This is a genomic window from Methanohalophilus profundi, assembly GCF_004137855.1.
GTDB classification, from domain to species: domain Archaea; phylum Halobacteriota; class Methanosarcinia; order Methanosarcinales; family Methanosarcinaceae; genus Methanohalophilus; species Methanohalophilus profundi.
Genome location: NZ_QBKB01000002.1, coordinates 1,244,187 through 1,257,113, shown reverse-complemented (window position 1 = coordinate 1,257,113; position 12,927 = coordinate 1,244,187). Strand labels below are relative to the sequence as shown.

Sequence of the window (12,927 nt, the reverse complement as noted above, 5' to 3'; positions counted from 1 at the left end):
GGGGTTGCTTGTTGCAAGCTCGGCTTCAACCGGAGCTATCAGGTAGGTTTCAAAAGATGGACGATTCCCTCTTCCAGGAATCCTCCAACCCTGAAAACCAGAAGGAAAGTAAGTAAAAGGGCTGCTGCAAGACCCACGACACCCACATATTCAGATGTGAGCATGTCATCAATACGATGCTTTAGAGAAGTGTCCTTTTCCACAATTGACTGCACCGAGTCTGTAATCTGGCCGGCTTCCCCATAGAGGTCTCTTGCCATGGTATCTGAAATCGCCATATTGTGGACATCTTCGATTTCTGAAGCCATTTCTGAAGCTTTTGATAAAAGCAGGTCTGCTTCGTGGGGTCTGCAGCACATGCGTACAAAATCAGAGTCATTTTCAAGAGCTCGCAATTTTATTACAGAGGCCGTATCAGGAAAATCCACACCAAGATCATTGATAGCGTTAGTTATATGATTATCATAGTGAACACGGATTCGCCCTGCTGGTGAAAGGGATGGATCAACTGCTTCTTTCAGGACCTCATCAAGCCCGATTCCCTTTGTGGCAACAGTAGGTACAACAGGTACACCCAATATTTGGGATAATTTGGGGGCATCAATGTCAATTCCCATTTCCCTGGCGGCATCCAGCTGATTGAGGGCAATTACTACAGGTACACCGAGTTCCAGTATCTGGAGGGTAAGATAGAGGTTACGTTCCAGTCTTGTTGCATCCACCACATTTACGATCACATCGGGATATTCACGCAGCAGATATTCCTTTGAGACCCGTTCATCCTCTGTGGACGTACCCAGTGAATAAATACCCGGCAAATCCACAATATCTATTTTCTTCTGGCCAACCTTTACAGTGCCACGTGTCATTTCCACGGTGGTTCCCGGATAATTGGAAACCATGACACCCACACCGGTGACCCTGGAAAAAAAAGCACTTTTACCTACACTGGGATTGCCAACAAAGGCAATTGTCATGTCATGATCGCCGTCATGCATGCGTTTTTCGGCTGCCCCGCAGCAAGAATCAGGAATGACTACCACGTCTCCGTTGCATGTGGTCGTTTTCTGCAGGTTTCACAAAAATTTTCTCTGCCACTTCATTTCCCAGGGCTATTTCAGTACCCTTGGTAATTATAGAAATACAACCCTGTTTTTGTTTTCTTTTGATTTCAATATCCTCACCTGCAACCATCCCCAATGACGTGAGCCTATCCTTGGTCTCTTTTGGCAGGGCAACCATTACCACTTTTCCTTTAGTTTTTTCATTCATTTCTACAAGAGAAATATAATGTTCCCTGCTCAAACTACATTTAGAAGGCAGAGTGGTTTCAGAAATATCACAAAGACCTTTTTCTGCCAGATAAGAGCACATTCTTTCAAGTACAACATCTGACATAACATGTTCGAGCGCACAGGCTTCCTGGTCCGCTACTTCTTCATTTATATCAAGTACCCTGGTGAAAAAGTTCTTGAGCACCAGATGTTTTCGCTGAAGATTGTTGGCCTGTATTATTCCGGATTCGGTCAATTCAACCCCACTATAAGGAGCATGAGTCACAAGGCCTTCATCCGAGAGGCGCTGTATCATTTCAGTAACTGTTGCCGGAGAAATTTCAAGTTCCTTTGCTATATCCTTGTTCTTGGCCGGGGAACTTGTGCGATTGATCAAACCCTGTATGGTTTCCAGATATTCTTCGGTTCTCTCAGTATACATAAATGACCCACTTCTAGAGGAAAATTAGAATACATGTTATATTAGGTTATGCGAAAGTGAAGTAGATAATCTATAAATATATATTTAACGCTCGCACACAAATGCCGAACAACTTTTTAAGTGAATAAGAACATGAATTGTATCCTAAAAGTCGTGATATACAATGGTTCAGGTAAAGGATCTCCACTGGAAAAAAGACATGAGAGTGTCCGAACTCGTTGATTCCTATGAGAATGTGGGTTTTCAGAGTGTAGAACTGCATCGGGCATCCGAAGTAATAGTCAAGATGAAAAAGGATTCAGCAAAGGTTTTCCTTACATTTACCTCCAACATGGTTACTTCCGGGCTGAGAGGATTTTTTGCCCAGCTCATTGAATTGGGAATTGCAGACGTGCTTGTTACAACGGTCGGGGGCCTTGAAGAGGATATAATGAAAGCCACAGGGGAAGTTTTCTCCATCGGCAATTTCAATACAGACGATGTGGAGCTCCATGAGAGAGGAATTAACAGAATCGGGAATCTCCTGATCCAGAACCAAAGTTACATGAATTTCGAGGATATGATCACGGATATTCTCAGGAAACTCTACGCAAAGCAAAAAAGATGGTCTGTATCAGAGATGCTGCGGGAAATCGGCCTGCTTTTGGATGACCAGAACTCAATCCTTTACCAGGCAGCAAAGAATGATGTGCCTGTTTTCTGTCCCGCCATAACTGATGGTGCCTTCGGATTCCACCTGTATCTTTTCCAGCAGGAAAACCCGGATTTCATAGTTGACGTCGTGAAAGATTTCGGCAACATTCTCCTTACCACCAGCCATGATGACAGGAAGGGAGTTATCGCCCTGGGTGGTTCAATATCCAAACACCATGCAATCCTGGCTACATTGCTCAACGGAGGGGCGGAATACGCTGTATACATGACCACAGCCCACCGCACTTCAGGGAGCATGTCCGGTGCCAATACAAGTGAAGCAAAATCCTGGGGCAAGGTTAAGGATGAAAGTGATATTGCCACGGTTATCGGTGATGTCAGCATAACCTTCCCGATGGCAATGACTCGGGCACTGGATGAACTGTACGAAGAAGGATTACTGAATATAGAAAATAAGTAAAGAGATTTATAAAATGACTGTCCCTGATCCCAAATTCATTCTTTCAAAAAGCGTGATTATGCAACAGTATGATCTGGTGAAGGATATCGCTGACATTGTCTCATACAGTTCCAAGACTAACCCTAAAGTCACCCCTGTACTTGAAGAGATGACGGATTGTCTTTTCAGCGTCCATATGGAGAACGAACTGAAACATATATGTGATCTATCCAGAGCAGTATTTCTGGCACAGGGGTGGAGCAGTGCCCAGGCAAAGGAACTCTATAACAGGGGCATTCGGAATTTCATTCTAGACAACGAACACGACCTGGAAGTCCTGCTTGCAACCCTTAAGGACACCAACCGCAAGATCAACCTTATGCTCAGGCTCAAGCTGCGGGAAAATTCCATACGTACCGAACGCTATTTTGTCTTTGGTATGCCTTCTGCAACCATAAACCGACGTATTGGCGAACTGGTGGACAGCCCTAATATCGGTAAACTTGGCATACATTTCCACAGGAAGACCCAGAACGTGAGCGAATGGAAACTGCAGCGTGATATCGAAGATGTAATCAGTCCTGAAACACTGGATGCCATCGATGTTCTCAATATCGGGGGAGGTTTGCCTTCAATTTATGCCAACAGTAATGCCGATGTCATCGGAGGTATTTTCAAAAGAATTACAGATTTCAGGAAATGGTTGCATGACAGGGACATATCCCTCATGATTGAACCCGGCAGGTATATTGCCGCGCCTGCAGGCAAACTGGTGAGTCGTGTGATGGCGATTTATGAGGACAATGTCATCGTGAATGCTTCCGTATACAACAGTGATATGGATGCAATCCTGGTACCTGTAAAACTTCGTGTGGAGAATGAGGTCAGCAGCCATGAAGGAGAAGCCTATGTGATCAAGGGTTGTACACCCTGTTCAATGGATCTGTTCAGGTACCGTGTTTATCTCGAAAAGAGGCCGCAAATTGGCGATCCGATTACCTTCATAAATGCAGGGGCATATAATTTCAGGTCTGATTTCTGCGATCTGGAAGAAATCACCACTGAATTTACTGATTGAGTTACTCCACAAATACCATAGCAGCCACAACGGTTGTCCAGAGACCACTCCTGTCGCCTTTGGCAGTCTGGCAGAAATGAGAAGTATTAATAATATGACCGCTGGCCCTGTAGAGCTGTTCCCTTTCCTGCCAGGCAGAATCGGCATCAAATTCAATACCCAGGGTGGTTGCGAGCATTGTGGCAGCAATATCCTCTGCATATATCCCTGCGGTATCCTCATCTTCCCCGAAGGAATGGTGTTCTGAAATGTACCCATAATTATCCTCATTCACAGGTACCGCCGTTCCTACTGCCGAAGCTATCAGACGATGAGCTTCATTGGTCTGGTTGCGAGCAAGTACGGAATAGACGATCTCCCCGGGACTGAGATCTTCAAGACCCTCCTCCTTTGGAATCATCCTGCAACCGGGGGGCAGGATACTGGAAACACTCACAAGATTATATTTTTCAATACCCGCATCCCTTAACGCAAGTTCAAAGGAAGCCAGTTTATCCCGATGGACACCTGTTCCCTTTGTGAGGAACGCCCTGGAAGGAATCATGGCTTTCCGATAGAGCCTTATTGATAAATAAATTTCGATACCTACAGATATTGATTTAAAACATGAAACCTTTAGAAAGGCACATAATCATAGAAATTTTGAATAAAATCATTATCGGTGAACATAATGGCAGAAATTACACACTGGGCAGATGTTGTTGCTGAAGAAACCCTTGAAAGGGGAAACACACACCTCGTTGCCACCGGTATCACCCCCTCCGGCCACATCCATGTCGGGAACATGCGAGAGGTTGTGACAGCCGATGCCGCATATCGTGCATTACTGGAAAGGGATGCAGACGCAGAACTGATCTACATTGCAGACACCTACGATCCTCTGAGAAAGGTCTATCCGTTTTTGGATGAGAGTTATGAGGAACATGTGGGCAAACCTCTCTCCGAGATCCCCTGTCCCTGCGGTAAATGCAAGAATTATGCAGACCATTTCCTGCAGCCGTTCCTGGATTCCCTGCACCGGCTGGGAATCAAGCCTGAAGTATACCTGGCAGATGAACTGTACAAATCCGGCAGGTATAACGAGGCCATTAAAACTGCCCTGAAAAAGAGAGATGAGATTGCAGCCATCCTGAAAGAGGTTTCCGGAAAGGAACCTACTGATGACTGGAATCCTTTCAACCCGATCTGCATGCAGTGTGGAAAGATCAATACCACAAAGGTTACGGGTTTCGATGAAAAGGAAGAAACAGTGAATTACACCTGTTCCTGCGGTCACAGCGGCACTGTATCCATGCAGGGTGGGGGGAAACTGACCTGGCGTGTGGACTGGCCTGCTCGCTGGCAAATCCTCGGTGTGACCGCGGAACCTTTCGGCAAGGACCACGCCTCAAGGGGCGGTTCCTATGACACCGGCAAACGTATCGCCAGAGAAATTTTTGACTGCGAACCCCCATATCCCATTGTCTACGAATGGATCATGCTGGGCAAGGAAGGGGCGATGTCCTCATCCACCGGCGTGGTTGTATCCATTGCAGATATGCTCAAGGTTGTACCCCCCGAGGTCCTGAGATATCTGATCATCCGAACTAAGCCCGAAAAGCACATCCGTTTTGACCCTGCACAGCCGCTGCTTACTCTTGTGGACCAGTATGAGAAACTCCATCATACAGGAGGCGACTCCGAATATGACAGGCGTGTAAAGGAACTTTCCCATGCAAGCGGCCTGTGCCATACGGATATCCCGTTCAAGCACATGACAACCATCCACCAGGTAGCTCACGGAGATTTTAACAGAATATTGAAAATCGTAGAGCGAGTGGGTTACGATACCAAAAATACGGAATGCATAAAGCAGCTCGCTGATAATGTGGGCAACTGGCTTGATATGTGCGCTCCTCCCTTCGCAAAATTCAGTGTTCAGGAGAAACTGCCCGAACTTGCGGCCACCCTTTCCGACAAACAACGAGCATTCCTGACAACCCTTGCCGATGCCCTGGAAGAAAGTGCAGAACTTGATGGTTCTGATTATCACAATCTTGTCTATTCCGCAAAGGAAGAAGAAGGCAGGCTGCACAGGGATATGGAGAAAGTAATGGACGAAGAATTTACCATCGGTCCGAAGGATCTGTTCAAAGCCCTCTACATATCCCTGCTGGGCCAGGCTTCCGGTCCGAAAGCCGGGTGGTTTTTGTCCTCACTGGAAAAGGGGTTCCTGATCAGGCGGTTCAGGGAAGCCGCAGAGTACAGGCCCTGATATGGCCTGCAAACACTTCAGCGCCTGGGATGAGGAATACCGTCATGTCCGGTGGGCGGGACCGCTGGATATATCCTCCCTGCAGGAGGAACTTGAGGGAGGTGAACTTATTCTGGATGCCGGCTGCGGCCACGGCAGGTATGCTATCTCTCTCTCTCGTGAATATACAACCGTGGGCTGTGATGTCTCCCAGCGTGGCCTTTTGAGATTATGGGAAAAGGCAGAATTGCCTTTATGCAGGGCAAGTATTACAGACCTTCCTTTCCCAGAGGCTTCTTTTGATGTGGTACTGTGCCAGGGGGTACTCCAGCATCTGTTTGAGGCGGAAAGAAAACAGGCCGCAAACCAGATGATGAATGTACTGAAACCGGGAGGGAAACTTATCTTCGAGGCTTTTGGCAGGGAGGACATGCGCTATGGAGGGGATGCTGTGGAGCAGCATACATTCCGACGCAAAAACGGAATCATCTACCACTATTTCACCATGGAAGAAGTAGAGAGTCTTTTTGACAAACTGGATATTACTAAAAAAGAAAACAGACTGAAAAAAAAGATATTCAGAGGCACGGAATATACCCGCCATTCGATTTTCCTGGTGGCCCGCAAACCTTCAGAAGAAGATTCCCAGATGGTTGAGCAGGATAACCAGTAAGGCACCGATGGGCCCGCCAATAGCACATGTCAGGATTACCACGGCCGAGTAAGCTATACCCAATCCAAAAACGATATTCGCTCCCACGATTATGGCAAGGCCGAGAATGGTATTTACTATGAGACTTTTAACGGTCTTGAGAACCTTATAGATCATAAGGGCTACAATAATAGCTACAAGAACGAGAATTATTTCTGATCCTACCATACACGAAAATATGCAGCATAATTATATATTTGTTTCCAATGCAGGGGCTAGTCTTTCATCCATACGGGACTGGAAGGTCATTCCACCTGATCTTCACCGCTCACAAAGTCCAAAAACGACGGGATGAGGGCTTCGAGATCTTTTTCTTCACGGTAGGCATCCAGGAGGATCAGGTGGTTGGTGTTTCCCAGCAGCATTGCAGAAACTGTTGAACCCTCTCGGTAAACACATTGTACCGGAATACCGAGGTTCAGGGCAGAGCATACCTCATAGCCAACACCTGTGGAGGCAAGAGAAACCTCCGCAATCATGCAGTCACAACCATCAAGCAGGTGCATATCCCTTTCAAAAATTTCGGATTCAGACATACCTGCTTCGTTTTCTTCAACATGTGGATCAACCACATGCAGGCTGGCCACATCGTGGCCTTGGTTTTCTACAATCTGTACCATTTGCTGATAAACCGGGAGGTTTTGCCTGCCTCCCCTGATAGAACCTGACAGGAATACTTTCATAGTACACCCCGATAGAAGTGACCAGTGGTATATTTTTTGCCTGCACGCATTTTCTTTGTACTCGCCCTGCCGTCCAGAACCTGCCTGTACAGGCCAACCAGACTGCCGATATCCCCCGGTGATTCCCAGCGGGCTTCAATACGTATAGCAGAAACCCCTGTGGCAATCACATCCTCCAGGTAATCAAGCATGCTCAATCCCCGGGAGTTAAGCAGGTGCATCCGGCAGTATTCATCCGTTTTCAGGGGGAAGGAATAACCTTTCCTGTCGACCAGGACACTTTCCATCTCCCGACAGGAATCCGAACATCCTGAAGTGTGCGAAAGAGGGCAATATTCTGAGACCATTACCTCGAAGTTGCCTTCCACGATGCATTCCAGACCACTGCAACCGTCAGCGATCTTACCGAGTTCATCCAGCGTCAGTTCCGCAGATGCCGTGACCCTTTGGGCCCCGAGATTTTTCAGGATGGCACTGGAATGGTGGTTGAAAACATTAAGCGTGGTGTCGATAACAAAAGGAATTTGCTTTTCCGATGCCATCCCGATCATTCCCATGTTGGCCACAAGCAGCCCACTGCATTCCCGTGCTTCTTCCAGCAGCCAGAAAAGATCTTTCATTTCCCCGTTTTTAATGATTCGAGGAGTGGAAAGATAAAGAGATGTTCCGTAACTCTGGCATTGTTCCTTAACTATAGCAATTTCATCAACCGAAGGCATGTGCAATCCTGCGAAATATATCACATCTGCACCTGCAGCCACAGCAGCCTCCGCATCTTCAACAGAGGATACAGCCACACAGAGCAACGGGTTTGTATTGGATACAGCACTACTATCCGCCGGCTCAAGGGAAGGTTTGCTGCATTCCCGATGATATTGTTCGGTTCGTTTTTTTTGCAGAAGGTCCACAGCATCATTGCGCAGATCATTCAGTACACCAAGAGGAACGAAAATCCCTTCATCCATTTCTATAGATATAGAGGAGGGAACAAAAGCCGTATTTCCCAGTTTTGCCAGCTGTTTGCGCAACTGTTTTTCAGAGGCTGCTTTTCCTTTGGCCGCCTCGACCACATAGTCAGAATGCAGGGATACGGTACTGCAACCCCTATCCTTCACTGACAGACTTAGAGGATGACCCAACCGTGCCTCCAGCTGCATAATGACCGGAATTTTACGTTGTGGTGCAGCAGAAATATAGGTCTGTTGCAACTGTTTTATCTGGCGGCTGTCCAGCGTACGGTAGAGGATATCCCCTTCCTCCAGGCTTCCGGAGAAAGGGATCTCTATCGTATCCCCGGCCGAGGCACTCTTTTCCTGCCTGCCTTCCCGATAGATCACACCTATCTTCTCACCGTCACCTGCTTGCGAAACAATCCCGTCGCCTACGGCCAGGTCTTCCTCAAGGAAAACTACAGCACGATCCATATACCTGCCAATTCCCACAACTGTCCCGATGGGAATGCCCTGATTTCCCGGTGAGACGGCACCCATCATGTCCCGGGTATTTCCTTCAAGATAGGTTGAGGTGAACCCCCGATTGAAAAGTTGTTCAAGATAACGTATCTCTGATTCGGCCACATAGAAATTTGTGGGGTCTGCAAAATAACGATCGATAAGCTTGCGATAGATGGAGACCACACCCCCCACATATTCAGGCCTCTTCATCCTGCCCTCTATCTTGAAAGAATCCACACCCGCTGCTACCAGCTCCGGTATCAGACGGGCTGCACACAGGTCTTTGGGACTTAACAGGTAGCCTGCTGTAACAATTTCATCATCACAACTAAGCGAATACTGCCTGCGACAGGGCTGGGCGCAGTAGCCTCTATTGCCACTCCTTCCCCCAATAATACTACTCATAAGACACTGCCCGGAATACGAGATACAGAGGGCCCCGTGCACGAAGACCTCAAGTTCCATATCCGTGTTATCATTCAGGGCAGCAATCTCTTCCAGACTCATCTCGCGGGAGAGGACCACACGCTTTACACCATATTGTTCCAGCAATTTCACTGACTCACTGTTATGTACTGTCATCTGGGTACTGGCATGAACGGGCAATTGCGGGAGGTGGCTACGGCAGGCGGCAAGCAGGCCGATATCCTGTACGATGACAGCATCCACTCCCATATTGCATAATTCAGTCAAAAAATCCATGGCCTGCAAGAATTCACTGTCCTTTACCAGGGTATTTACGGTCACATAGACCCTGACTCCGTAAAGATGGGCATAATCAATCGCTTCCCCGAGATTGTCAGCCGGGAAATTATCTGCATAACCCCGTGCACTGAAGGCAGAACCTCCGAAATAGACTGCATCAGCTCCGTTCTGGACCGCAGCCACCAGGGAATTGTAGTCGCCTGCAGGAGCAAGAAGTTCCGGTTTTTTGTTCATTGTCTGGTGTGCATATGGACGGGCGTTATATAAAAGCTGCCGGGTAAAAAGAAAAGATGGAAAGCAGTTCAATCCTGCTTCCTGACAAAATAGTGTATTACAATGTACAGGGCTACTAAAAGCACAACCAGGTTATAAGCGGCCCTGAATATCGGCACATACTGGTATTCAAACCACGTACTGATAATATTTTCCAGGGCAAAATATAGCCTGAACACCGATATCAGAATCAAAAGCATCAGTATTGCAAAACTCGCCTGCCTGAAATAGTACACCAGGTCTTTCCTGTTATCAGTAATTTCCTCACTCATCCTTATTCCTCCTTGCCACGAAATACACCATACAAAGCATCACTAAAGCACCAAAAACCCCCGGTCCTGGAGCACCCATCGGCTCCTCCGTCGGATATTCTGATGCTGATTCTTCTTCCACGGGAGCCTCACCAAATCCCTCCACAACGAAATCCCCGGAATCGATATCCTTTGTCTGCAACCGCTTGTCCTTATCGATATCCTTCTCAGGATTCAGCTGGACATAATCCACTCCCTGCCTGACAATGTTATTATTTTCCCAGAGAATTATCTCCACTGCATAGTTGTAATTGTCAGGGACGCTAAGATTGACCGATCTGATCACAGTTTCATCCGGTGCAAACATCCCGGTCTCGGTCCATGCCTTATCAGCAATCAGGCCGGCATCCATTTCCCTGGCTTTGACCAGCATCCGGTAATTTTTATTTTCACCAACTCCCTCGTTTGTGAGATAGATATCATTCTGGATCAGCACTTTATTCTCGGCAACTTCCATTACCATGAAATCCATTTCACTGATTTCAACACCCGGAGTTTCCAGACTCCCCTGCAAATCCTCAATATTATTCAGAGTGATCTGTCTGCCAGTTTTTCGGGAGCCATCCTCAAAAACCAGTGCAACCACACGATAACCGTCCTTTTTAGGCAGATTTACGGGTACAGTGACCTCCCTTGCGGATTCAGCCGGAATATTGCCGATGGGACTTTCTTTTTCTATTTCAAGCAGCCCTGTACGGGTATTATAAGCCTTCAGGATCATGGTCGTATTATTATTGCTGGCAGTCTCCCCATAATTTTCAACATACATCGTGACATTGAGATCGACAAAAGCACTCCTGACATCCGTTGCCATGACGTCAATATTGATTATTTGCAACTGGCTTTCCTCTTCAAAAGAGCGAAGACAGCCACTTGTTGATACAAGGGATATCATCAATAGCAACAAGCATAACAACTTCAATGAACCTTTTATATTTTTCACAATGATACACCCCGGATTAAAAGGAATATATGTTATATAACACTTACTAAATAATATAGCGTTCTGCGGAAAATAAAAAATGAGTAGGTAAAGAACAAAGAAAAAATAAAATTACAAAACAACATTAATCCGTGCAGATGCACGGGTTCCTGCCGCAGGTGGGACAACTCTGTGGATATTTCTCGCTGAATACCTCCTCCAGGTCTATCCCGTACAGATTTGCCAGTGCCCCAATCCAGGCAAAACAGTCGGCCAGCTCCTCCCGGATGTTCTCCGGGTCATCCCGCCGGATAGCCTCAGCCAGCTCACCCACTTCTTCCACCAACCAGAGGGTAGTCGCTGTTTTACCCCGCCGTTTGTCGTTCTCCAGATAGAGATCACGCATCAGTTGCTGGAAGGCTGCTATTTCCATTACTGCCACCTCAGGGTCGTACAGGCACGTTGTTCTTACGCAGGTGTTTTTTCACATCATCAACCGTATATTCCCCAAAGTGGAAAATACTGGCAGCCAGTCCTGCATCAGCTTTGCCTTTTACAAACCCTTCCTGCATGTGTTCAGGGCCACCCACACCGCCGGAAGCAATAATCGGGATTTCCAGTTCCTCGGACAATTTGCGGGTTATCGGCAGGTCAAAGCCATCATAGGTACCGTCACGGTCCATGCTGGTTAATAGGATCTCCCCCGCACCCAGCTCTTCCACCTTTTTGGCCCACTGTACAGTATCGATACCGGTACGTTTGCGTCCGCCATAGATGACGACTTCATACCATACCCGGCTTCCGTCTTCAAGTTCTATTATCGTCTTGTCAGGATTATTTTCGACATCTGTATTACGCTTACAATCAATAGCAACAACGATACACTGGGAACCGAAGATCTGCGCACCTTCCCGCACAAGTTCCGGGTTTTTGACCGCCGCGGTGTTAATGGAAACCTTATCCGCACCCGCTCGCAGGATTTCACGGATACGTTCCACCGAACCGATACCTCCTCCCACGGTCAGGGGAATGAAAACCTCATTCGCCGTGCGCTGGATCACATCGATCATGGTATCCCTGCCTTCATGGGATGCCGTGATATCCAGGAAAACCAGTTCGTCAGCGCCCTGTTCATTATAGCGTTTTGCCAGTTCCACCGGATCACCGGCTTTCCTGAGGTCAAGGAATTCCACACCCTTGACTACGGTCCCGCCTGCTTCGTCCAGTGTTACGTCAAGACAGGGGATGATTCTTTTTGTGAGCATGTAAATGACAATGAAGTATTATTGTATTAAATATTGTTGTAGAGATGCAGAACCTACTTCGTAAATTACATATATGTCCAATAAATACATTCTATTGTTGACTTAAAACGGGAGTGGTTGTATGATGTATAGCAGGCGTGCATATGCCTCGCCCGTGAGACATATGCTACATGACATGCCGCATGATTCCTTTGTCAATGCACACGTAGTGCTGCAGGATAAAAGAGAATGCGACATACCCCAGATCACCGATTGCAGGGAAACTTCCGACGGTAAATGGATTGTGTTTGCCCAGCATATCGAAGACCGGGAAAAGGCGACATTCCTTAAGAGAAGGGATGTGCAAAGTTTCTATGTTTTCTACGTGCATACCCCGCATGCTGCTGGGGCATGTGCTTAATTTTTTTTATTCAACATATGAAAAAGGTATTTTGTAGCCATTAATTTAATCTTAGTAGCCCCAGTTTGACAGTTTCTACTCT

The 12,927-nt window shown here is 47.0% G+C and carries 15 protein-coding genes; 5 read left to right on the top strand and 10 right to left on the bottom strand.

Annotation, left to right across the window (positions count from 1 at the left end):
* Nucleotides 1–38: 38 nt before the first annotated feature.
* Together C9889_RS10465 and C9889_RS06575 are read right to left on the bottom strand one after the other, a co-directional pair.
* Entirely contained in the window at nucleotides 39–1,043 is a 1,005-nt protein-coding gene (locus C9889_RS10465; protein ID WP_225420018.1) for a FeoB small GTPase domain-containing protein, read from the bottom strand.
* Nucleotides 1,027–1,716: a metal-dependent transcriptional regulator gene (locus C9889_RS06575; protein ID WP_129598115.1), complete on the bottom strand. Its 690-nt coding sequence runs from the start codon at nucleotides 1,714–1,716 to the stop codon at nucleotides 1,027–1,029. The genes C9889_RS10465 and C9889_RS06575 overlap by 17 nt, the downstream gene beginning before the upstream one ends.
* A 163-nt stretch (nucleotides 1,717–1,879) precedes the next feature.
* Between C9889_RS06575 and C9889_RS06570 the strand changes: the two genes are divergently transcribed.
* Both C9889_RS06570 and C9889_RS06565 read left to right on the top strand, forming a co-directional pair.
* Nucleotides 1,880–2,830 (top strand): deoxyhypusine synthase family protein, encoded by a 951-nt coding sequence (locus C9889_RS06570; RefSeq protein WP_129598113.1) that lies wholly within the window; start codon nucleotides 1,880–1,882, stop codon nucleotides 2,828–2,830.
* Between the two features lie 13 nt (nucleotides 2,831–2,843).
* Complete coding sequence (locus tag C9889_RS06565) at nucleotides 2,844–3,887, top strand: decarboxylase (RefSeq protein ID WP_129598111.1); 1,044 nt, start codon at nucleotides 2,844–2,846, stop codon at nucleotides 3,885–3,887.
* A gap of 1 nt (nucleotide 3,888) precedes the next feature.
* Here C9889_RS06565 and C9889_RS06560 read toward each other — a convergent pair whose 3' ends face one another.
* Entirely contained in the window at nucleotides 3,889–4,431 is a 543-nt protein-coding gene (locus C9889_RS06560) for a pyruvoyl-dependent arginine decarboxylase (RefSeq protein WP_129598109.1), read from the bottom strand.
* A 126-nt stretch (nucleotides 4,432–4,557) separates the two neighbouring features.
* On the opposite strand from C9889_RS06560, the gene lysS reads away from it, so the two are divergent.
* Together lysS and C9889_RS06550 are read left to right on the top strand one after the other, a co-directional pair.
* Nucleotides 4,558–6,141: a lysine--tRNA ligase gene (lysS, locus tag C9889_RS06555; RefSeq protein ID WP_129598107.1), complete on the top strand. Its 1,584-nt coding sequence runs from the start codon at nucleotides 4,558–4,560 to the stop codon at nucleotides 6,139–6,141.
* 1 nt (nucleotide 6,142) lies between these two features.
* Nucleotides 6,143–6,793, top strand: coding sequence for a class I SAM-dependent methyltransferase (locus tag C9889_RS06550; protein WP_129598105.1), 651 nt, complete (start codon nucleotides 6,143–6,145; stop codon nucleotides 6,791–6,793).
* Here the strand turns inward: C9889_RS06550 and C9889_RS06545 are convergent.
* From C9889_RS06545 to hisF, 7 genes are all read right to left on the bottom strand, one after another.
* The gene (locus tag C9889_RS06545) at nucleotides 6,752–7,000 is read right to left on the bottom strand and encodes a pro-sigmaK processing inhibitor BofA family protein (protein WP_129598103.1); all 249 of its coding nucleotides are present in this window, start codon (nucleotides 6,998–7,000) and stop codon (nucleotides 6,752–6,754) included. The two genes, C9889_RS06550 and C9889_RS06545, sit on opposite strands and share 42 nt — an antisense overlap.
* Before the next feature lie 77 nt (nucleotides 7,001–7,077).
* On the bottom strand, nucleotides 7,078–7,515 hold the full coding sequence (locus C9889_RS06540) for a nucleoside 2-deoxyribosyltransferase (RefSeq protein WP_129598101.1): 438 nt from the start codon (nucleotides 7,513–7,515) through the stop codon (nucleotides 7,078–7,080).
* Nucleotides 7,512–9,908 (bottom strand): DUF3656 domain-containing U32 family peptidase, encoded by a 2,397-nt coding sequence (locus C9889_RS06535; protein WP_129598099.1) that lies wholly within the window; start codon nucleotides 9,906–9,908, stop codon nucleotides 7,512–7,514. The genes C9889_RS06540 and C9889_RS06535 overlap by 4 nt, the downstream gene beginning before the upstream one ends.
* A gap of 68 nt (nucleotides 9,909–9,976) precedes the next feature.
* A complete protein-coding gene (locus C9889_RS06530) occupies nucleotides 9,977–10,219 on the bottom strand; it encodes a hypothetical protein (RefSeq protein ID WP_129598097.1) in 243 nt (80 codons plus the stop codon).
* Nucleotides 10,212–11,201, bottom strand: coding sequence for a DUF7490 domain-containing protein (locus tag C9889_RS06525; protein ID WP_129598095.1), 990 nt, complete (start codon nucleotides 11,199–11,201; stop codon nucleotides 10,212–10,214). Before C9889_RS06525 ends, C9889_RS06530 begins: the two co-directional genes overlap by 8 nt.
* A 124-nt stretch (nucleotides 11,202–11,325) precedes the next feature.
* The gene (locus C9889_RS06520; protein WP_129598093.1) at nucleotides 11,326–11,613 is read right to left on the bottom strand and encodes a MazG nucleotide pyrophosphohydrolase domain-containing protein; all 288 of its coding nucleotides are present in this window, start codon (nucleotides 11,611–11,613) and stop codon (nucleotides 11,326–11,328) included.
* Nucleotides 11,614–11,623: 10 nt separating this feature from the next.
* A complete protein-coding gene (hisF, locus tag C9889_RS06515; RefSeq protein WP_129598091.1) occupies nucleotides 11,624–12,445 on the bottom strand; it encodes an imidazole glycerol phosphate synthase subunit HisF in 822 nt (273 codons plus the stop codon).
* Nucleotides 12,446–12,566: 121 nt separating this feature from the next.
* On the opposite strand from hisF, the gene C9889_RS06510 reads away from it, so the two are divergent.
* Nucleotides 12,567–12,845, top strand: coding sequence for a hypothetical protein (locus C9889_RS06510; RefSeq protein ID WP_129598089.1), 279 nt, complete (start codon nucleotides 12,567–12,569; stop codon nucleotides 12,843–12,845).
* Nucleotides 12,846–12,927: the final 82 nt, after the last annotated feature.

Coding starts and splice junctions, on each gene's coding strand:
- C9889_RS06565 (WP_129598111.1), top strand. CDS start 2,844: ATGACTGTCCCTGATCCCAAATTCATTCTTTCAAAAAGCGTGATTATG.
- C9889_RS06550 (WP_129598105.1), top strand. CDS start 6,143: ATGGCCTGCAAACACTTCAGCGCCTGGGATGAGGAATACCGTCATGTC.
- C9889_RS06520 (WP_129598093.1), bottom strand. CDS start 11,613: ATGGAAATAGCAGCCTTCCAGCAACTGATGCGTGATCTCTATCTGGAG.
- lysS (WP_129598107.1), top strand. CDS start 4,558: ATGGCAGAAATTACACACTGGGCAGATGTTGTTGCTGAAGAAACCCTT.
- C9889_RS06560 (WP_129598109.1), bottom strand. CDS start 4,431: ATGATTCCTTCCAGGGCGTTCCTCACAAAGGGAACAGGTGTCCATCGG.
- C9889_RS06575 (WP_129598115.1), bottom strand. CDS start 1,716: ATGTATACTGAGAGAACCGAAGAATATCTGGAAACCATACAGGGTTTG.
- C9889_RS06540 (WP_129598101.1), bottom strand. CDS start 7,515: ATGAAAGTATTCCTGTCAGGTTCTATCAGGGGAGGCAGGCAAAACCTC.
- C9889_RS06570 (WP_129598113.1), top strand. CDS start 1,880: ATGGTTCAGGTAAAGGATCTCCACTGGAAAAAAGACATGAGAGTGTCC.
- C9889_RS06510 (WP_129598089.1), top strand. CDS start 12,567: ATGATGTATAGCAGGCGTGCATATGCCTCGCCCGTGAGACATATGCTA.
- C9889_RS06530 (WP_129598097.1), bottom strand. CDS start 10,219: ATGAGTGAGGAAATTACTGATAACAGGAAAGACCTGGTGTACTATTTC.
- hisF (WP_129598091.1), bottom strand. CDS start 12,445: ATGCTCACAAAAAGAATCATCCCCTGTCTTGACGTAACACTGGACGAA.
- C9889_RS06535 (WP_129598099.1), bottom strand. CDS start 9,908: ATGAACAAAAAACCGGAACTTCTTGCTCCTGCAGGCGACTACAATTCC.
- C9889_RS06545 (WP_129598103.1), bottom strand. CDS start 7,000: ATGGTAGGATCAGAAATAATTCTCGTTCTTGTAGCTATTATTGTAGCC.